General features: G+C 42.9%; 27 protein-coding genes. 12 read left to right on the top strand and 15 right to left on the bottom strand.

Translation table 11 applies throughout. From position 1 onward, the window contains the following. Positions 1–2: 2 nt before the first annotated feature. Genes E2626_RS07145 through E2626_RS07155 form a run of 3 tightly spaced genes read right to left on the bottom strand, consistent with a single transcriptional unit; the run spans position 3 to position 1458 of the window. On the bottom strand, positions 3–197 hold the full coding sequence (locus E2626_RS07145; protein WP_134381047.1) for a hypothetical protein: 195 nt from the start codon (positions 195–197) through the stop codon (positions 3–5). 17 nt (positions 198–214) lie between these two features. Next, entirely contained in the window at positions 215–1006 is a 792-nt protein-coding gene (locus tag E2626_RS07150; RefSeq protein ID WP_244094259.1) for a phosphotransferase family protein, read from the bottom strand. Further along, a complete protein-coding gene (locus E2626_RS07155; RefSeq protein WP_134381049.1) occupies positions 1003–1458 on the bottom strand; it encodes a GNAT family N-acetyltransferase in 456 nt (151 codons plus the stop codon). The genes E2626_RS07150 and E2626_RS07155 overlap by 4 nt, the downstream gene beginning before the upstream one ends. A gap of 108 nt (positions 1459–1566) precedes the next feature. On the opposite strand from E2626_RS07155, the gene E2626_RS07160 reads away from it, so the two are divergent. From E2626_RS07160 to E2626_RS07180, 5 genes are all read left to right on the top strand, one after another. Further along, a complete protein-coding gene (locus E2626_RS07160; RefSeq protein WP_134381134.1) occupies positions 1567–1905 on the top strand; it encodes an NIPSNAP family protein in 339 nt (112 codons plus the stop codon). A 121-nt stretch (positions 1906–2026) separates the two neighbouring features. After that, complete coding sequence (locus E2626_RS07165) at positions 2027–3250, top strand: dicarboxylate/amino acid:cation symporter (RefSeq protein WP_134381050.1); 1224 nt, start codon at positions 2027–2029, stop codon at positions 3248–3250. Positions 3251–3358: 108 nt separating this feature from the next. Next, positions 3359–4186: a metallophosphoesterase gene (locus tag E2626_RS07170; protein ID WP_134381051.1), complete on the top strand. Its 828-nt coding sequence runs from the start codon at positions 3359–3361 to the stop codon at positions 4184–4186. A 26-nt stretch (positions 4187–4212) separates the two neighbouring features. Further along, complete coding sequence (locus E2626_RS07175; RefSeq protein ID WP_134381052.1) at positions 4213–4635, top strand: NUDIX hydrolase; 423 nt, start codon at positions 4213–4215, stop codon at positions 4633–4635. Positions 4636–4732: 97 nt separating this feature from the next. Further along, a complete protein-coding gene (locus E2626_RS07180) occupies positions 4733–6031 on the top strand; it encodes an APC family permease (protein ID WP_134381053.1) in 1299 nt (432 codons plus the stop codon). Between the two features lie 71 nt (positions 6032–6102). On the opposite strand, the gene E2626_RS07185 is transcribed toward E2626_RS07180, so the two are convergent. Then, entirely contained in the window at positions 6103–6429 is a 327-nt protein-coding gene (locus tag E2626_RS07185; RefSeq protein ID WP_134381054.1) for a four-helix bundle copper-binding protein, read from the bottom strand. A gap of 151 nt (positions 6430–6580) precedes the next feature. Here E2626_RS07185 and E2626_RS07190 point away from each other — a divergent pair, with 151 nt between their 5' ends. Then, on the top strand, positions 6581–7915 hold the full coding sequence (locus E2626_RS07190) for a sensor histidine kinase (protein WP_134381055.1): 1335 nt from the start codon (positions 6581–6583) through the stop codon (positions 7913–7915). Then, positions 7890–8564: a response regulator transcription factor gene (locus tag E2626_RS07195; protein ID WP_134381056.1), complete on the top strand. Its 675-nt coding sequence runs from the start codon at positions 7890–7892 to the stop codon at positions 8562–8564. Before E2626_RS07190 ends, E2626_RS07195 begins: the two co-directional genes overlap by 26 nt. A 57-nt stretch (positions 8565–8621) precedes the next feature. Here E2626_RS07195 and E2626_RS07200 read toward each other — a convergent pair whose 3' ends face one another. Further along, the gene (locus E2626_RS07200; protein ID WP_134381135.1) at positions 8622–9254 is read right to left on the bottom strand and encodes a YdhK family protein; all 633 of its coding nucleotides are present in this window, start codon (positions 9252–9254) and stop codon (positions 8622–8624) included. Positions 9255–9522: 268 nt separating this feature from the next. Here E2626_RS07200 and E2626_RS07205 point away from each other — a divergent pair, with 268 nt between their 5' ends. Continuing rightward, positions 9523–9783, top strand: a complete 261-nt coding sequence (locus E2626_RS07205; RefSeq protein ID WP_134381057.1) for a hypothetical protein — start codon at positions 9523–9525, stop codon at positions 9781–9783. Between the two features lie 49 nt (positions 9784–9832). Here E2626_RS07205 and E2626_RS07210 read toward each other — a convergent pair whose 3' ends face one another. From E2626_RS07210 to E2626_RS07235, 6 genes are read right to left on the bottom strand one after another with little or no spacing between them, the layout of a single operon-like run. Then, on the bottom strand, positions 9833–10345 hold the full coding sequence (locus E2626_RS07210) for a GNAT family N-acetyltransferase (protein ID WP_134381058.1): 513 nt from the start codon (positions 10343–10345) through the stop codon (positions 9833–9835). Between the two features lie 10 nt (positions 10346–10355). Continuing rightward, positions 10356–10760: a hypothetical protein gene (locus tag E2626_RS07215; RefSeq protein WP_134381059.1), complete on the bottom strand. Its 405-nt coding sequence runs from the start codon at positions 10758–10760 to the stop codon at positions 10356–10358. After that, a complete protein-coding gene (locus E2626_RS07220; RefSeq protein ID WP_134381060.1) occupies positions 10757–11497 on the bottom strand; it encodes an AAA family ATPase in 741 nt (246 codons plus the stop codon). The genes E2626_RS07215 and E2626_RS07220 overlap by 4 nt, the downstream gene beginning before the upstream one ends. A gap of 43 nt (positions 11498–11540) precedes the next feature. Then, entirely contained in the window at positions 11541–11906 is a 366-nt protein-coding gene (locus tag E2626_RS07225; RefSeq protein ID WP_134381061.1) for a YybH family protein, read from the bottom strand. 47 nt (positions 11907–11953) lie between these two features. Beyond that, the gene (locus E2626_RS07230) at positions 11954–12670 is read right to left on the bottom strand and encodes a hypothetical protein (protein ID WP_134381062.1); all 717 of its coding nucleotides are present in this window, start codon (positions 12668–12670) and stop codon (positions 11954–11956) included. A gap of 24 nt (positions 12671–12694) precedes the next feature. After that, entirely contained in the window at positions 12695–13237 is a 543-nt protein-coding gene (locus E2626_RS07235) for a nucleotidyltransferase family protein (protein WP_134381063.1), read from the bottom strand. 113 nt (positions 13238–13350) lie between these two features. On the opposite strand from E2626_RS07235, the gene E2626_RS07240 reads away from it, so the two are divergent. Continuing rightward, a complete protein-coding gene (locus E2626_RS07240) occupies positions 13351–14160 on the top strand; it encodes an SAM-dependent methyltransferase (RefSeq protein ID WP_134381064.1) in 810 nt (269 codons plus the stop codon). A 38-nt stretch (positions 14161–14198) separates the two neighbouring features. On the opposite strand, the gene E2626_RS07245 is transcribed toward E2626_RS07240, so the two are convergent. Both E2626_RS07245 and E2626_RS07250 read right to left on the bottom strand, forming a co-directional pair. Continuing rightward, positions 14199–14381, bottom strand: coding sequence for a hypothetical protein (locus E2626_RS07245; RefSeq protein ID WP_134381065.1), 183 nt, complete (start codon positions 14379–14381; stop codon positions 14199–14201). Positions 14382–14567: 186 nt separating this feature from the next. Then, on the bottom strand, positions 14568–15209 hold the full coding sequence (locus E2626_RS07250; protein WP_134381066.1) for a uridine kinase family protein: 642 nt from the start codon (positions 15207–15209) through the stop codon (positions 14568–14570). A 143-nt stretch (positions 15210–15352) separates the two neighbouring features. Here E2626_RS07250 and E2626_RS07255 point away from each other — a divergent pair, with 143 nt between their 5' ends. From E2626_RS07255 to E2626_RS07265, 3 genes are all read left to right on the top strand, one after another. Continuing rightward, positions 15353–16300 (top strand): hypothetical protein, encoded by a 948-nt coding sequence (locus E2626_RS07255; protein ID WP_134381067.1) that lies wholly within the window; start codon positions 15353–15355, stop codon positions 16298–16300. Between the two features lie 25 nt (positions 16301–16325). Next, positions 16326–17426: a serine hydrolase gene (locus E2626_RS07260; RefSeq protein ID WP_134381068.1), complete on the top strand. Its 1101-nt coding sequence runs from the start codon at positions 16326–16328 to the stop codon at positions 17424–17426. Positions 17427–17507: 81 nt separating this feature from the next. Further along, a complete protein-coding gene (locus E2626_RS07265; RefSeq protein ID WP_134381069.1) occupies positions 17508–17912 on the top strand; it encodes a GNAT family N-acetyltransferase in 405 nt (134 codons plus the stop codon). A 40-nt stretch (positions 17913–17952) separates the two neighbouring features. Here the strand turns inward: E2626_RS07265 and E2626_RS07270 are convergent, their stop codons facing one another. Both E2626_RS07270 and E2626_RS07275 read right to left on the bottom strand, forming a co-directional pair. Beyond that, positions 17953–18477, bottom strand: coding sequence for a dihydrofolate reductase family protein (locus E2626_RS07270; protein WP_244094260.1), 525 nt, complete (start codon positions 18475–18477; stop codon positions 17953–17955). Between the two features lie 50 nt (positions 18478–18527). Further along, positions 18528–18899, bottom strand: a complete 372-nt coding sequence (locus tag E2626_RS07275; protein WP_134381136.1) for an iron chaperone — start codon at positions 18897–18899, stop codon at positions 18528–18530. Positions 18900–19006 lie beyond the last annotated feature (107 nt).

Below are 19006 nucleotides of genomic sequence, written 5' to 3' on the forward strand. Positions count from 1 at the left end.
TGCTATGCCAGCCATGAATTCTGCTTTTTAGATTTTTCCTTCATTTCTTCAATCTGCCGCTTCTTTTCACGATAAGTCAGCCACAATCCAAATCCCGCCACTACTGAAAATAGTGGAATCGTTACAAAATCACTCACAGGTGTAATCGATCCCAAAACCAGGATTGCAAAACCCACAACAAGTATAAACATACCCATTCTCCCACCCCTTTCACTCAAAAAAACTCATACAATCCATTCTCAAAATAATTAAACTCCTTAGAACTCAGACGAAATCTCTCATACCCCTCGTAAAAAGCTTCAGTCAACTCACTGTCAGCCATTACTTTTCTAAGCGCCAGTGCCACATCATACCTCGGATCTCCAACAGTCATACCAGCTACATCTATAAATAATGAGACTTTACCTTCCGTGACCATCACATTATCTGTTGTACAGTCTCCGTGAATCAGAGTCTGTCTGATCTCAGGAAGCGAATTTATCTTTAGCTTTTCAAACAGGACTCTGTCTCCATCACACTCTCCCGCCTCAAGATACCGCTCCGCTCTCTTCAGCTCACCTTCAAGCCAATTGATGTTCCAGTTAAAATGAGGTGATGATGTCCCATGAAGCCTTCCCAACAGCTTTCCAAAACTCTTCATCAGATGTTTTTTCTCATTCTTACTGCCCGCATCCCTCAATGCTTTTGTCAGCGTAACTCTTTTTTCAAACGTCATCAAGAGGTGATTTTGGTCAGCCGCCTCTATGTAATCAATATAGAATGGTACAGGAATTTCATGCTGACCCTTAAGATTTTTCAGCACTTCAGCTTCTGTCTTCAGCCATTCACGGTATTTTTCTTTAAATGAGCTTTTCAAAATATACAAACCATTTTCTGCTGAAATTTTATGTACAGTCGAAGTCCATCCCTGATCATCCAGCAGATCAACCTGATGAATTCGGCCAGTTGATTTTTCAATGTTACTCAGCAATTCTTCATTAATGTTGAACTTTAATCCCCTTGTCAACGGTGTCCCTCTTCTCTCGCTTTGATGTAACCGTAATAGGCACATGTCCCATTTTGAGACAGGTCCTTCACTTCAAAACCACATTTCTGATAAAACGGAAAGTTATTTGCTGAGGTGTGTGCAAACCAGTCGCCGTGAGGAAGCTTTTGAAGACACAGCTCTACCAACTTACTGGCAACGCCACTTCCTCTGTAATCGGTGGATACTACGAGATCCATGATATTCGCTGCCATTACCTGATCTGAAATTACTCTGATCATCCCGACCATTCTGTCATGATCCCAGACAGTAAACGCCCAGGTTGAGTTTTCAAAGATCAGTGTAAATTTTTCTTTTTGCCAGTCGGGAATCTGGCGCGACCAGCCTGCTTCCTGAAACAATTTTTCCACTTCTTCTGCCGGTATTCCCTTTGTTCCCTCTCTGATCACCAGACCATTAAAATACTGATACAAAGTCATCCCCTCCTGCTTCAACCTTTAATTCTCTACACAAGAAGGAATCTCCTTTTTTTAACAGAAATAATATATGAGAGTCATATATTACAAAATGAGGTGAACAGATTGTTTTTCAGAAGAAAGCATTACATCATCAAAAGTTCATTTACTGAGCCTTTTAATGAGCATTTCAACAATACGAATCTCCCAAATCAGCTGAAGCACGGCTCGCGCCTGGTGGGCCGGTGGATGCGTGATCAGAAGGATGGCACGACTGAAGTGTTTGCGATTTGGGAATATGATAGCTATGAGGATTATGCAGCAATTGAGACTGCTATCAAAAACGATCGCGAGCATGTTGCAAGAATAAAGAAATGGTATGAGTTGCATGGAGGCAGAGACCATGTGTTGAGTGAGTATATACTTGAGGTGAAAAACGAAGTGCTGGAGGATACAGTCAGTTAAATAAAGGTTTTGTAAGCAACTCCTTTGACATTACCCTTCGATCTGTATTACCTTTAATCCCGACCTATTTAATATGACTTTAAGGTGTTAAATGAATAAATACTTTTTAGGAGGGATTTCATTGAAAAAGATCTGGAAAGGCTATCTGGATGCTTCGCTGATTCTGAAGATCACGATTGCCCTTGTCATTGGTGCAGCAGTCGGTTTTATTTTCGGTGAGCAGGCATCCGTTCTGACACCGCTTGGCGATCTGCTGATGAATCTGCTGAATTTCGTCATTCTGCCGCTGATCTTATTTACACTGATCGTTGGGGTAAATCAGACAAAGATTAATTCTCTTGGCCGCATGGGCGGGAAAGTATTTCTATACTATGCTGCAACTTCGGCACTTGCGATTATCGTGGGGCTGACTGTTGCTTCTCTATTTTCGCCTGGAACCGGCATGACACTTGATACAAGCGAGACTTTTGAAGCACCGGAGAATCCCGGTATTGTAAGTGTATTGCTGAGTATTGTACCGTCAAATATTGTTACAGCATTCTCTGAATTCAATCTGCTGGGCATTATTTTTACAGCGATCGTATTCGGGATTGCAATCTCTTACCTTCGTTCAAAAGAAGAAACGCAAGCACTTGGTGAACAGGTATACAGTGTCGCAAATGGACTGAATGAAGCGACGATGTTTATCGTGAGAGGCGTGCTTCAATACGTACCAATCGGTGTATTTGCAATCGTTGCAAATACAGTCGGAACGCAGGGTACAGGCATTCTGGTTGAGCTCTGGAACGTGGTCATGGTGCTGTATGTAGGAATTGCCGTACAGATTTCACTCTATATTTTAGTGCTGGTACTGTTCAAAATCAGTCCGGCTGCTTTCTTCAGAGAAGCCAGAACACCAATGCTGACTGCTTTTGCTACGCAAAGCAGTTCGGGCACGCTGCCATTGACGCTGAATGCAGCGAAGAACCTTGGACTTTCAAAAAGCTTATATGGCTTCAGCCTGCCGCTTGGCGCAACGATTAACATGGACGGTGCAGCGATTCGGATTGCAGTATCTGCCGTCTTTGCAGCAAATGTAGTCGGACAGCCGCTCGGATTTACTGAAATGCTGATGGTCGTACTCGTCGGAACGCTCGCTTCAATCGGAACAGCAGGTGTACCAGGCGCTGGTATTGTGATGATCGCGACAGTATTTGCCCAGCTCGGTCTGCCAATGGAAGCTGTTGCACTGCTTGCAGCCATTGATGTGCTTGTTGGAATGGGTGCTACGATGCTGAATGTGACGGGAGATCTTGTGGGGTCCAATGTGATTAATAAAACTGAAGAAAAGAAGAAAGCTGCTTAATATGAAGAGCTGTCCTTTAATGGGGCAGCTTTTTCATTTATGATCAAGATGGTGTAACTTACATACATAGAATCCGTATATACCATTATTCATTTTTTGGAGGACTACATGAAACGTAAAAAATGGCTCCTACTTTTAATTGTGATATCTTTTCTGATTTTCTATCTATATGATCAAAATAACACTCTTACTAAAAGTTCATATACAGTCAGCTCTGACAAAATATCTGACAGCTTTGATGACTTTAAGATTCTGCACCTGTCTGACCTGCACAATAAGTCTTTCGGTCAAAATCAGCAGAAGCTGGTTGATGAAGTCAAAGAGTCTGAACCGGATATCATCGTGATCACAGGCGACATCATTGATGAAAGACGGTATGATGAAGAACCCGCTTTAACACTTGCGGAAGAAATGGTGCAGCTCGCTCCTGTTTATTATGTATCGGGAAATCATGAAATGCGTTCAGGAAAATATGATCGTCTAAGATCGAAACTGATTGATATTGGCGTCAATGTTCTTACAAACGAAACCACCACATTTTCATTTAACGACGCCAGTATACAGATAGCAGGCATTGAAGACCCTTCTCCTTCAAATGCGAACACCACCGCAATCAATCTTCAACAGACATTTATAGAAGCTGAAAGCGAACAATTTACTGTATTGCTGGCACATAGACCCGAATGGTTCTCTCTTTACCGCGATTATCAGCCCGACCTGATTCTCTCAGGACACGCACACGGCGGACAGATCAGACTCCCATTTTTCGGAGCCCTCATCGCTCCGAACCAAGGGCTCTTTCCTGAATATACTTCAGGGGTTCATGAAGAGGATGAATCCACCCTCATTATCAGCCGTGGCCTTGGAAACAGCCTTTTCCCCTTCAGAATTAATAACCACCCTGAAGTGGTAGAAATTATTCTCCAACAAAGTTAGATTTGTATATTAAAAGGAGTGGAATGATGAAAAGAGTAGATGTAGTGTATTCGTTGATTGTTGATGAAAAAGAAGAAAATGTACTGGTGGTCAATAACATTAAATATGACAACTGGTCTTTGCCGGGTGGCTCTGTTGAACAGGGGGAAACAATGGCTGAAGCGGCAGTAAGGGAAGCCCGGGAAGAAACCGGATTGAATGTTGAACTCGGCCGCATTCTGACGGTGAATGAAGCTTTTATGATAAACGATCAGCATCATGCGATCTTTATTACCTTTGCCGCCAGCATAACAGGTGGTGACATTGAGATTCAGGATACAGAAACAGTCGCAAATGTGAAATGGATGAGTTTAAGTGAGGCTGATCAATTGATGCCTTATTACAAGGGTGGTTTGAAGCAATTGCTCAAGGGTGCTGCTCCTTATGTGTTTCAGGGGGAAGTGAATTAGAGACCTTTACAGCCGGAATGATGACTGTTATTTTTTTCTGGCTCTGCATAACTTCTGCAAACTTTGTGGGTAAAGCACTCACAAAGGAGTTGATCGCATGAGTGATTATAAGAAAAATAGTATTACATTAACTGGAGCTGTTGGGCTTGGAACCGGTGTGATGATCAGTGCCGGCATTTTCGCTTTGCTCGGGCAGGTGGCTGAACTCTCTGGGGCATGGTTTCCGCTAATGTTTATCGCAGGTGGTATTGCCACAGCATTCAGCGCTTATACCTATATTAAAATGAGCAACGAATACCCTTCTGCCGGAGGAATCGGTATGTTTCTCGTAAAGGCATATGGTGAAACCACTGTGACAGCGGGTGCTGCCTTACTGATGGCACTTTCTATGGTGATTAACCAGAGCCTTGTCGCAAGAACTTTTGGTACATATACGCTTCAGTTATTCGGCACGGATTCCGGAAGCTGGCTTGTACCTGTTCTTGGTGTCGGCTTACTGGCAATTGCTTTTCTGATTAATATTGCAGGCAATTCATTTATTCAGACATTTACTTCAATTATGTCACTGCTGAAAATCGTTGGGTTATCTATTTTTGCTATCGCAGGTTTATGGGCAGCAGGCTTCTCTTTTGAAGCAGCAGAGCCCGGTGGAAATCCCCCTGACCTGTCTCCTGCAAGTTATATCGCTGCAATTGCACTGACTATTTTAGCCTTTAAAGGTTTTACCACGATCACAAACAGTGGATCTGAAATCAAAGAACCTAAAAAAAATGTAGGTCGTGCGATTATGATTTCAATCGCAATCAGCCTTTCTGTCTATATACTCTTGGCATGGGCAGTTTCAGGGAGTCTTTCTATCACAGAGATTATTGAAACAAAGGACTATGCACTTGCTGAAGCAGCAAGGCCTGCTTTTGGGAGCTTAGGTGTCTGGTTTACGGTTATTATCGCGATTTTAGCAACAGTATCAGGTATTATTGCCAGTGTTTTTGCCGTTTCTAGAATGCTTGCGATGCTGACTGATATGAAGCTCATTCCACACAGACACTTTGGTATGCCGGGTGATATTCAAAAGCATACCCTTGTTTACACCATTGTCTTTGCGATGGCACTCACGATTTTATTCGATTTGAGCAGAATTGCTGCAATCGGGGTTATTCTGTATCTCGTCATGGATATGATCATCCATTGGGGCGTTCTGAAAAAACTGAAAGGTAAAGTAAAGGCAAACCGCGGAATTGTGACAACTGCACTGTTGATCGATGCAGTTGTGCTGAGTGCTTTCGTCTGGGTTAAATTGCAGCAGGATTGGCTAATCGTGGTCGTAGCTGTAGTGATTACTTTACTCACTTTTGTCGGGGAGAAATTCTTTCTAAAATCAGTTAGCCAGGATTAAGAAATGTTTATTCACATCGAAGAAACCGGTGCGCAACATATGCGTACCGGCTTTTTCATGTATAGGTGATATTAAACTGCCATCTTACGGCATTCCTCTGCACATTTACGGCAAGCTTCCGCACACTGCTGGCAGTGGTCATGGTCATGCTTTGCACATTCATCTGCACACGATTCACAGATCTCTGCACATAACCCGCAAATCTCACGTAAATGAGGGCTGTTTGTCTGCATCGCTGTGATTGCAAGTGCACATGCATCTGCACATTCACGGTCTGAACGGATACAATCCGCCATCATCTTAACATCCTCTTCACTCAGGCAGGCATCAAAACAATGATTGCAGGCTTCGAGACACTTCTTACAAGCTTCAAGACAATCCTGGAATTGCTGATTCATTTTATCTCCTCCTAAAATCGTTTCTAATTAAGCATTTCCCTTTCAAATTTCTGTTAAACGATTTAACCTAAATCCATGAAAAGTCCTGCCTTTCTGCATATTTTCTGCACAAAATCTGCGTATACTTGAGACATGAAATGAGGTGTGGACCGTGAACAGACTTTCACTGAAAATCAGCCTTTTTTATTTATCAGGGCTTGCTATTATTCTGACAATCTCGTTGTTTGTTATGCATAACCATCTCGTTAATCAACAGGTAGAAAATGAGCTTGAAAGACTTCAGCAGCGCGGTGACAGTCACAGAGATGTACTTGCTGATAATTTTGATATGAGAACGATCAGTCATGTTGTCCTGATGGAAGAAAAAGCACTCACAGAAGTTGTGATTATAGCCGAAAATGGTTCACTCGCAGGTGCTTCCAATCAGGCTGACAATCATATAAACGAAGACTGGCTGACAGCATCTGAAGGTACTGCAGAAGACGACTGGCGCAATCAGCCATTCTTAGTCAGCATCAGCCCGATCGATGGTGGTGGCAGCGTGATTATGCTTGAACCTACTGAACAGATTCAGGCGCTGATCAGAGAACTGAACCAGCACTTTGCGATTGCGGCTCTGCTAACCGGACTTTTTCTTCTTTTCAGTCTGTATTTTTTAAGTCACTTTATCACTAAACCGCTTCTTTCAATCAGAAAGGCAGCCGGAAAACTCAGTCAGGGAGATATTCTTACAGTCCCCGAGACGAAAAGGCAAGATGAAATTGGTGAACTCGCCCGGTCCATCACAAAAATATCAGGTGATCTGCATCAGATTCAAAAAACGCGCAAAGCTTTTTTAACTTCGATTGCGCATGAGCTTAGAACCCCCATCACTTATATAAAAGGGTACGCAGGACTTCTAAAGAAAGAAGATTCACCCTACGGACAGATTATCTATGAAGAAACAGACAGGCTCCATCAGCTCATAGAAGATTTGTTTGAACTTGCAAGAATGGAAGAACAAAATTTTACAATAGAACCTGAGCGGACTGAAATCACTTCATTTGTGCGGAGTGTTACTGAAAGAATGCAGCTGGCTTTTGATGAACAGAACATCAGACTTCTGTTTCAGGCTGATTCAGCTTTTTATAAAGAAATTGATCAAAACCGTTTTGAACAGGTGCTGATTATCATCTTAGATAATGCTTTGAAATATACACCTGCAGATCAAAAAGTACTGGTTTCAGTGAGCAATGAAAAAATTGAAGTGACGGATGAAGGTCCCGGTGTACCTGAGGATGCACTACCCCAGTTGTTCGATCGTTTTTACAGAGTGGATACTTCGAGAAACAGAGACACCGGCGGCACTGGACTCGGGCTTTCGATTGCAAAAGAAATGATTGAAGCGCATCACGGAAAGATTTCGGCTGAAAATACAGGTTCAGGACTGAAGATGATCATTGATTTGAAAGGAGTCCATCATGAAGAAAATCGTACTCGTCGATGATGAACAAAGAATGCTTGATCTGCTTGAGCTATATCTGAAACCGCTCGGCTATGATTGTATAAAACTCCGGAGAGGCGAGGATGCGATCAGTTTGGTGAAGGATGAAGAACCAGACTTAATCATTCTTGACGTGATGATGCCCGTGATGAACGGCTTTGAAACGTGCCGGATGATCCGCAGATTTTCAGATGTGCCGATTATTTTATTAACAGCACTTCATGAAAAAGAGGATATCGTCAAAGGGCTGCAGGATGGTGCGGATGACTATATCGTAAAACCGTTTGACGAAGATGAGCTGGTCGCAAGAATACACGCCGTATTCAGACGGACTTCAGATGATTTTGCCAGAAGAATTGAATATGAGGGACTGGTCTGGGATGAATTTTCTCATGAGCTTTCTTATAGAGGAGATTCCGTAAAAGTAACACCTAAGGAATTCTCAATCCTTGGACAGCTTCTTAAAAATCCCGGCCGTGCTTACTCCAGAGAACAGCTTTTGTCGATTATCTGGGGATATGAAGCCTGGACAGATGGCCGTACGGTAGATTCGCATGTCAGAAACCTTCGGGACAAGCTGAGAAAAACAGGGTTCCCTGTTGAAAAACATTTACACACGGTGTGGGGAGTAGGTTATAAGTGGATCAAATGACTCAAAACCTGTACATAACCACAAATGCTGAGAGGCTATATACCCCTCAGCATTTTGTTATTCAGCAGACAATTCACTTTCAGTTACCCATTTGTGATTCGTTACTTCTTCACCTGATTCCAGCGTGAAGTCAATCATATAAACAGTGGTTTCTTCCACAGAATCAATGGTTGCAGTTGCGCCGTCCATTCCTTCCATATGATCAGCCTCTACCTCCACTTCGTCGCCTTCTGCATAAGGTTCGTCTGCAGCATCAGCCGTTTCCTCGTGTATAATCCATTTGTGATCCTCTACTCGTTCCCCGCCATCAGTCGGGTCATAGGAGATACTGTAAGCAACTGTATCGTAAGCACCAACAATTGTTGCCTCTGCACCTTCCATTCCTTCCATATGTGCTTCAGTGATGATTGCTGTGTCACCTTCTTCAAACGTTGGGTTTTGTGCTTCTTCTAATCCCTCAAGTACTTCTCCGGATCCTGACATATCCATACCTGAATGATCCATGCCATCCATTGAATCCTCTTCATCCATATGGTCCATGTCATCCATGTTTTCTTCCATATTCTCATCCATGTTATCACTCATGTCACCGGAACCCATGTCGTCCTCATTACCGCCGCATGCTGCAAGCACTAGACTAAGCGTAAGCGCCATGGTTCCCATTAATAATTGATTTTTCATTTGTATCATCCCTCCAAGTTGTTGGTTCACTTTTAAATTACCCAAAAAATGTGCAGAATCATTGCAGAAAAATGAATTTAGCACACTGTCACAGAAGTTTTTATAATTAAACGTGTGTCAGGAGTAGGCGTTGTCAATTTGCATAGCGCAGACAATACTTTCAAATTTACTTGCCATCTCTACACCCCTGACATTCCCCGGCACCTTTGCCAATCCTGCTCTTTTACTTCACCCGCTGCTTCCTCTAAAATAAGGACAATAAACCTCACACCAGGGAGTGATTCCAATTAACGAACAAGCCTCTCCACTGATTATTATTGGTGCTAATATTGCAGCTGCAATCGTGTTCATCTCCCTGATTCTCAGGTCACAGGATGGATATGGATTAGCTGATTTTGCACTCATGCTGCTGATGTTATTCGTCATTCTCTACATTAAAAAGCTTGAACAGGACACCTTATCCAAAAAGATGAAGCTGTACGCAAACGCTGGTTATTATGTGACAGCACTGGTTGCAGTCATCGTGTTTTATTGGTAAAGACATGAAGAAACCAGGAAGCCGATACCCTTCCTGGTTTTACGTATACTTATATAAATTTCCCCATAATCAGCTCATCTTCATAATGATCAGGACCAAACCTGACATGCTTCAGCTTACGTCCTTCTTCATTAAATCCCATATCCCCATACAAATGAATCGCACGCTCGTTATTCGCAAATACTTCAAGTGAAATTTTCTCGACTCTGCCATCCTGCTTTGCCCAATCAAATAAAGACTCAAGCAACTTGCGTCCAGTTCCCTGATTAGTATAACCCTCCTGCACACTCATCCCAAACAGACCCTGATGGCTGAACTTTTTCAGTGAAGACAAACGAAAATTCAGCATGCCGATAATATGATCTTCAATCACCGCGACCAATACGACCCCACGTTCCTCATGTGAACGGATCCATTCTCTCTCTTCATCGATCGTCACCTTGAATTCAGATAACGAAGTCCCCATCTTATCACTGTTTTCCGTCAGTACCTGTTTGACATGATTTCTGAGACCTTCTGCATCCTGCTCTTTCGCATGCCTGATCACAACTTTTTGATCCATACTTTCCCCTCTATTCCATTACGCCTCTAGCGTCTTCGTCATAGGTTACTTCAAAAGATTCCTGCTGTCCGTCCCATTCAACTTCAAATTGCAATACGTCGTCTTTATTTAGCGTTGCACATCCGCCGCAGCTGCCACTTCCCCTGATCACTTTAGTTTCACTTAAATTGACGTTGCCGGAAGAACCTGACTCTATATTTGTCAGAACACTATACGAAACCTCTTCAGGGTCACCACTCCCTAAATAATCAATTCGATATTCTATCTCCTGTTCAGTCTCATTTGATTGTGAAGATATATAATTCACACGCCAATTTTCCGACTCTCCTGTAAAAACGAGTACTTCAGGGGCTTTACTAGTATTGGAACATCCTGCTAATAAGATCAATGTCAGTATGAGTAGCCACTTTTTCATTCCTCATCCTCCTCCGAAAACAACTGCTCAAGCATCCGCTCCCTGTGCTGTAAAAAATAATGGGTAATCTGATAGTGATCAGTCATTTCATACTCAATCAGCTGAATTTCACCCTGGTCAAAACTCAGAATGTCAGCACCCGGATACCCAAGCAAAATGGGTGAATGCGTCGCAATGATGAACTGACAGCTTCCCTGTTGCTCAAGGTCATGCATAATTTTCAAGAGGGCAAGCTGACGTTGCGGCGAAAGTGCGGCCTCAGGCTCGTCCAATAGATAAATCGCTTTTTGCTGGAAGCGGTTTGCGAAAAGTGACAGAAAAGATTCCCCGTGAGACTGATCATGAAGTGACTTCCCGCCGTAGGAACCATATGTCTGCATATCCTCCTGAGCCATTTCATCTAAATGGGTCGCGAATTGATAGAACGACTCCGCACGCAGAAAAAAGCCGTTCGTCACTTTTGGCATCCATGACAGCCTGAGATAAGGACCGAGCGCTGAATCTGATGCGTGCAGCTCATATGTATTGTTTCTTCCGCCGCCGGCCGTATTAAAACCGCACTGGTCAGCAATCGCTTCAAGAAGCGTTGATTTACCTGAACCGTTTTCCCCTACAAAGAACGTGACATTCTTTTTCAAATCGAGCTCACTGAACGTTCTGATTGCAGGAATATGAAAAGGGTAACGGCGCTGATCGTTAATTTCTTCGCGTTTTAATGCAACTCTTTTCAAAAACATGCTCTTCACCTCTTTATATACATACGGGTTAGCCGGCTAAATGTTACGCAAGCTTGCTTAAATGCTCATGAATCAGCTTCCATCCATCATCCGTTTTCGCGAAAACATTCGTTGCCCGTCCGCTCCCCGAGATTAATTTCCCTTCATAATACCCTTCATACTGATAGACATACACACAGGTGGCTGATTGTTCATCAGCATGAAGCCACCTGATATCAACTGCCGAGTAAACTTCTTCTTTAATGATTGCCCAGGTGCTTTCAAAATACGCCTGAATCTCGTCATGTGTTCTGCAAATCTGACTCGTGAACCAGAATAATGCGTCCTCATGCAGCACCTGCCTCACATTTTCAAAATCGTGCGTGTTGGTTGCCTCTATGTATGTTTGAAGTGTTTCTTGTACGTTCATGTATTCATTACTCCTTCATAAGAATCTTTTTTCAAAAACTGTTCCATTTATTTCAATAGCGTTTCACTAATCACCATACTCAACCTTAACCGGCTGAACCACTGCTCTGCTTCTTCCACACTCGTGGTGGGTGCATTAATAGATTCGTGATATTCAAGTCCATTTACCTGAATCGTACTAACCTCTACGCATGCTCTTTTTTTTGCAATCATCAGCCATTCTGCATCAGTCATCTTTGCCTCTGAATATTGGTTAATTACTTCACCAATCTCATTGGAAAAAGCACATGACCCCGCAGTAATATCTATTTCCCACCCCAGAGTGAGCGAGCAGATTTTATTTGTGATTTTCTCAGTTTCAACCCAACTTTCCGGATGGGTATACATCGCCTGATCCGTTCTGCCAATGACCAGATAATCATATTGCGGTATATCCCGGACCAATAAACTCAGCTCTTCCGGATGATATGATATCCACGTTAAAAGCCGGTCCAAGTCACAATAATGATAGTGAGAACAACTTGAGTCTAAACCGAATGCCACAACCGCTCTTCTGGCATGAGCTGCCCCACCCTTGGGTATAACTTTCACATGAAACGGACTCTCATGGCATAGGTATTGAAGCAATTGTTCAGATGATTCGTTACTGACAGTGATCCATACTTTATTGTAAAGACCCATCATTGTTTCTTCAGACTTTTTCAAACGAAATAACAAATTACCCCTTGGATCGTGTACAACGGCTATCAGATCAACTTTTTTCATTGTGAGTGCTCCCCAGTCGCGCAGTTATATTCTGACTTCCGGCCAATATAAAGACCATTTTTTATGATTCAGTCGGTTATAAAAAACTTTCATCCGTGATGGATCTCCCCGAAAATAAGGCGTTGGTTTCACGCTGAAATGCAAAAGATCCTCTAAACCATGTGGTGCATATAACACCATACGATCGTTCACGTCTAATTTAATTCCCAGGGCAGTGACGGTCTCTGGAAACTTCGCAATTGCATCCCGAGCTGACTCATATGGATCAAGACCATTGACCATGTGCATGCGCGCCTGATTTTTTACAGACCATGGTAAGCCGGGCAGCATGCGGTGTAATTCTTCTTCGTAACCCTTCTCTGTTTCTTCACTGATATCTGAGGGATCGAAATATATGACATCTATATCATCAAGAGGCACAATTGCTTCCCCCTGACTCAGTTCATCCCAGATTTTTTTACGTATATAACCTGCACAGACCCACCAGTCTTCCAGGTTTAAATGTTGAACAGCTTTTAAGATCTCCCGTGTTTCTGCGTCTGAAGCAAACCATCGTTCTGGATTCATGTGATTTCCCCGATTCTATCATTTCTCTACTGTTTCACTTCTACAAAAAATCCCATATCCCCTTCATTCATGTTAAATTAACTTAAAAGGCTACACAGAAGGAGTATAGGTGAATGTCACAAAACAGCGTACAGCAATTCATCAGACAATATGAGCTTTTTGAAAATGATCAAATCCAGCAAACCCAGCTCCAACACCGATATGCACTGGTTGAAGCATTTGGGATCAAGAAAGGAATGAAAGTACTTGAAATCGGTTGCGGCCAAGGGGATACGACCGTCGTGCTTGCTGATGTAGTTGGCGAAAACGGGCATGTAACGGCTGTGGATATCGCTCCTCCAGATTACGGAGCACCTTTTACGCTTGGCGAGGCACATGAGCGCGTCAATCAGTCAAAGCTTGGCGACAGGATTGATTTTCATTTGGAAACAGATTTTCTGGAGATGAAGCTGGATAAGCAGTACGATGCTGTTGTTCTTTCCCATTGCTCGTGGTATTTTCACGATCCCGCTCAATTGCTTGCCTATTTTAAAAGGATTCGTTCAATCAGTAACATACTGTGCTTTGCAGAATGGGATATGCAGTTTGAGAAAATCACACAGCGGGGACATTTCTGTGCTGCATCTATTCTAGCGCTGTATTCACAGTTCACTGCAAACGATGGAAACATTCAAAATCTGTTCGGGAAAAGTGAGATTAAAAAAATGATAGAAGATGCAGGGTTGAAGGTTGATCACGAACTGCGTGTTGATGCTCATTTTCTTCAGGATGGGCAGTGGGAAATTGATTACGCCAAGGAAGTTACCAAGGAATTTGCAGCTGCACCTGTCAGAATCCAGACTCTTGTTCAAAATTATGCGGATATGTTAGATGTTGAGGGAAAGAATGAGTCTCTTGATAGCTTTGTGATTGTGGCTAAATAACCCTATAAAACAAAAGGTCTTAGAATCCAACACAGGATTCAAGACCTTTTTCTTTTTTTCTCGGTAAAAGTAAATATCAAGGCAGCCACACTTAAAATTAAAGCCACCAACGCAACAAGCAGATTGTATTCATGTCTATCTGTGAAATAAATTATAAGACCTGTAACCATTACCGCGGCCAATAAAATGAGCAATATAGTCCTGATCAGTTCTCTATTCATCATTTTTCCCTCCCTTCAAAAACTCGACGAACGCACATATACTAATTCGGGTCACATTCACTGAAATTAAGGTCACATCCCGCAAATCCCAGGTCATATTCACAAAATTTAAAGTCGCATTTCCTGCCCGGCCATATTTTCGGGTCATATCTCAGGAATCTCGGGTCACATCCACTCAATCCCCGGTCACATTCTCATTTTTTCAATCACAAACCCGTCCCCCGATGTATTCACCACCACATCAAACCCCTCGCGATACCTATGCATAAACACCTCGTACTGAACCCGCCGCTCATGGTGTGACTGCTTCAAATACTCAAGTTCCATACCGCGCTCTTTAATATCACGGCCGGATCTTCTCAAAAATTCCGTCTCACCATCAGTATAGAAATAAATACTGAGATCAAATAATGACTGATCCAGAAACGCCACGCTCATTCCCTCTGCAACCGTCACTTTCTTATCAGATGAAAGCAGCTCACTCGGCAGCCAGTCTGTATCAAGCGTATACAGGTCCATTCCCTTTTTCAGCATCTTCATGTCCCTTTCAAGCGACAGCATGTGATGAGCTGCCGGGTGACACGCCGTCATTTTAAATGTATGCTCTTTACCTTCCCACTCATATGTAATCATCGTGTTCTTCCTGACCGCAGAGTCAGTAATATACGGATCCGTATTCAGTATATTCAAATGATCCTTCCCAATCCGCTCAGCTAGATTCTGTGTAAAAGTCGTTTTACCGGCAGCCCCGTGTCCTGAGATGCCAATCAGTATTCTCCTATCTGCCCTTTTAATTAACGCCAATATCTCCTCAATCAATAGATCCATCCCATAGCCCCCTTGCTATTTTAACAATTTCTATCATACCTCCTCCCAACAAAAATTGGTAACGTCTCCTTTTAAACGAAATTCCCCGGAACTTCCAGCCTGTTCGTCCGTATATTTACTAACAAACCTCTGGAGGGATTCACGTGGAAAAAACACTTGAGAAAAAACAGCTGGATCTGAGAAAAAGACTTGATGAGAAACGCAAATTAGAAAAAAGACAAGTAAATGTTCGTTCACAACTCGTTGAACATGAACACAAGAAGCAGGAGCTTGAACAGAGCCTTTCAAAAGAGCAGCTGGATCTGCATAAAATAGACCGTTTCTCGTTAGTAAACGTGGTGAGAAAGTGGAAAGGCACGCATGAGGAACTGCGGGAAAAAGAATATGATGAGGCCGCAAAAGCTGAATTGAAACTGAACGAGCATGAACAGATGCTTGAGGATCTGCGAGGTGACGCAAATGAACTGGAGAACAAACTGTCCGCTTACGGAACTGTTGAGGACGACTGGGAAGCGTTTTTGAAAGAAAAAGAGCGCTGGATTAAACAGAATGACGGTGAAACAGCCCGTGAAATTGACCTCCACCTGAATCATTATGCAGACCTTGACGCGCTGCTCGTTGAAATTGATGAGGCGATTTATGCCGGCCGTAGTGCTGAAGCTTCACTGGAAGCTGCCCTTGCAAGCCTGAATTCAGCACACGGCATGTCAACATGGGATACATTCCTTGGTGGCGGTATGATCGTAACCGCAATGAAGCATAATGATCTCGATCAATCACAGGATGCTCTGCACGATGCCCAGCGCAGTCTTCGTAAGTTTGAAGCTGAACTGAAAGATGTCAAAGATGAAACAACTGAATCAATGGATGTGGAGAGAGGTTCCTTTATTACATTTGCAGATTACTTTCTGGATGATATATTTTCAGAGTGGACGATTCACAGCCGGATCAATGATTCGATTAGTAAAGTAGAAGAAACAAAGTCAAAAGTTGTGCGTGCTGTTGGCAACCTGCAAAAAGAACGAGGCCAGATTCTGCAGCAGCAGAAAGAGGCCTGGGGTCGCTACCAGCATTGTATTGAACACAGATAAAATGATGACAACAGGAGTGACATAAGTGAACTGGATTTTTATTGGATCAATGATTGTTGCACTATTGATTGGTGGGGGATCCGCCTTCTTTGCATATCATACGAGAAAAATAAAACCGCGTGCTTTCACACAATTTATCAAAGAACGCCCTGATACCATTTCCCTGAAGGTTCAGCGAAATGATGAGGTGCTTGTTGCACAGCAGGAAAACCTCATGCTTCCGCTTGCCAGCACGGCAAAAATGGTGATTGCAGTTGAATATGCTAAACAAGCAGCGTCAGGCAACATTAATCCTGATGAGGTGATATCTCTTTCAACGCTTGAACCTTTTTACTTCAAAAGAACGGATGGCGGCGCACATGAAGCATGGCTGAAAGAGATCAATCGCCAGGACCCCGTGACACTCTCTCAGGTGGCAGAAGGTATGATGCATTACAGTTCAAACGCAAACTCAGACTACCTCATGCACAAACTTGGACTGGACAGAATCAATGCGGGTCTTGAGGAAACAGGCCTCACAGATCACGAGCCGATCTTTCCATTTGTCGCAGCGCTTGCTGTACCTTATATACTGACAACTGAACAGAACCTGACGCTAGAAGGCGCAAACGCTGAAATCCGTGATATGTCAAAAGAAGAATATAGAAATATGACCATCATGATCATGGAACGCTGGCTGGATCAGCCCTGCACAGATCAGGAAAAGCAACAGATACTGAAATGTCTGACAGCACCTGCTCAGAAAAACTGGTCTGATCACCTGACCCGCTCCAACGCCAAAACGTATACGGATTTCATGGAGAAGCTGAACAGCAAGACGTTTTTTTCAAAAAAGGTTCACAGTCACCTGGATCCACTTCTCGAACCACTCATGGAAAGTCCAAAGAACCGCGAATGGCTCAGACATACCGGTCAAAAAGGCGGTTCAACTCCGCACGTGCTGACTTTTTCGTTGTACGCCACTGACCTTAAAGATAACCGGACTGAAATCTCATTCTTCGCTGATGGGCTTGAGCTGCTTGAGCAGATCAGGCTATCGAAATCCATGAATGATTTTCAGAAAGCAATTTTGAGAGATGAAGATTTCAGGACACATATAACAGAAAAGTTATCTCAGAAACACTAAATTTGGAGGTCATTATTTTGTTACTTTATTATTGATTTTTCAGCTTCTATTTGACTACCACCAAAAAAGGAGCTGACTGAATTGAATTTCCAATATGATTTGAATGGTATTACCCCACAGATGCTCGAAGGGTTTTTCGACGGGTGGCCTGATCCCCCGTCACCAGAGAAACACATGAAGCTTTTAGCAAACAGCAGTCATATCGTTGTTGCGACTGACGCTGAGAAACAACAGGTCATTGGTTTTATTACAGCGATCAGTGATGGGGTCCTGTCTGCTTATATTCCACTCCTTGAAGTATTGCCTGCTCACAAAAACGATGGCATCGGCAGTGAGCTTGTACGCCTGATGCTTGATCAGCTGAAGGATTATTATATGGTTGACCTTTGTTGTGACGACGATCTTGTTCCTTACTATGAAAAGTTCGGAATGTATAGAACAAATGGAATGATCGTCAGACATTATGCAAGACAGTCCGGGGAGTAATAGGAGTTGATTTTTTGGAAAAAGCGGGATGACTAAAAAGTCATTCCGCTTGTTTTTTCATATAATGCAACATCACAATCTGATTATATATCTCTGTTCCTTTAAGCTTAAGTTCAGTGTACTTTGAACCCTTTGGAAATAGTGGAACTCCCTCACCAAGCACAACAGGGATGACTGCTATATAGTATTCATCAATCTGTCCTGATTCAAGACAAGCTTTTACAACTTCTCCCCCGCCGACTATCCAGACCGGACCACCGTGTTTTTTCTGCAGTTCAGGCAGCAGCGTGTCCACTGATTGTGATGTAAAAGTGGCATATCCATCCTCCTGCTTTGTTCTTGATAGTATATAAACCGGTCGATCCTGATAGGGCTTTTCATCTGACATCTTCAGCACTTCCTGGTACGTACGATTCCCCATCACAACTGATGAAATTCCACTGTAAAAGTCGTTGTACCCATTGTCTCCCTCACCTTCCGCTTTCAACAGCCAGTCAAGAGAATGATCCTCTTTTGCAATCATGCCATCAAGGCTCATTGCGATGTAAAGAATGTTTTTACTCACTTCATGTGCCTCCTTTATGAACCACTTTTCAGCCATGTAACAAGTTGATTTTATTTACGCCAAAAAGTCGTACATTCTGCTTTATTCTTCATGTTAAAATCAATCATTTTTCTAAGCAGATCATAATCCACAGGTTGATTCCATGGAAATCTTACGAGCATTTTACTGTGATCATGTCCTGCTTTCTTAATTTCATCTGCAAAATAATCAATGCCTGCTTTTTCAGGCGAAACAGCCAGATGCTTTTTAGATGTACTAAAAGCAATAATGAACGTGCCGTGATGCGTGAACATCGGCTGATTCCATGCTATTTTCTGAATCAGCTCGGGATAAGTATGACTTACCCAGCCCAATACATCTGCTGTCTGCTTTCGGTGCTCCGAATTTTCAATTGTCTCAAGAAATTCCTGGAAAGTTTCCATAGTGATGCCTCCTTTTAGTAACTGATACAAAGTTTGGCCTTCTCTTGAATCAGGTTCGACACAAGTATAGAGATTCCTTCCTACACTCATCGCAACCTCCCCCTTCA

The sequence above is a fragment of the Jeotgalibacillus salarius genome (genome assembly GCF_004405125.1).
In the GTDB taxonomy this organism is placed as follows: domain Bacteria; phylum Bacillota; class Bacilli; order Bacillales; family Jeotgalibacillaceae; genus Jeotgalibacillus; species Jeotgalibacillus salarius.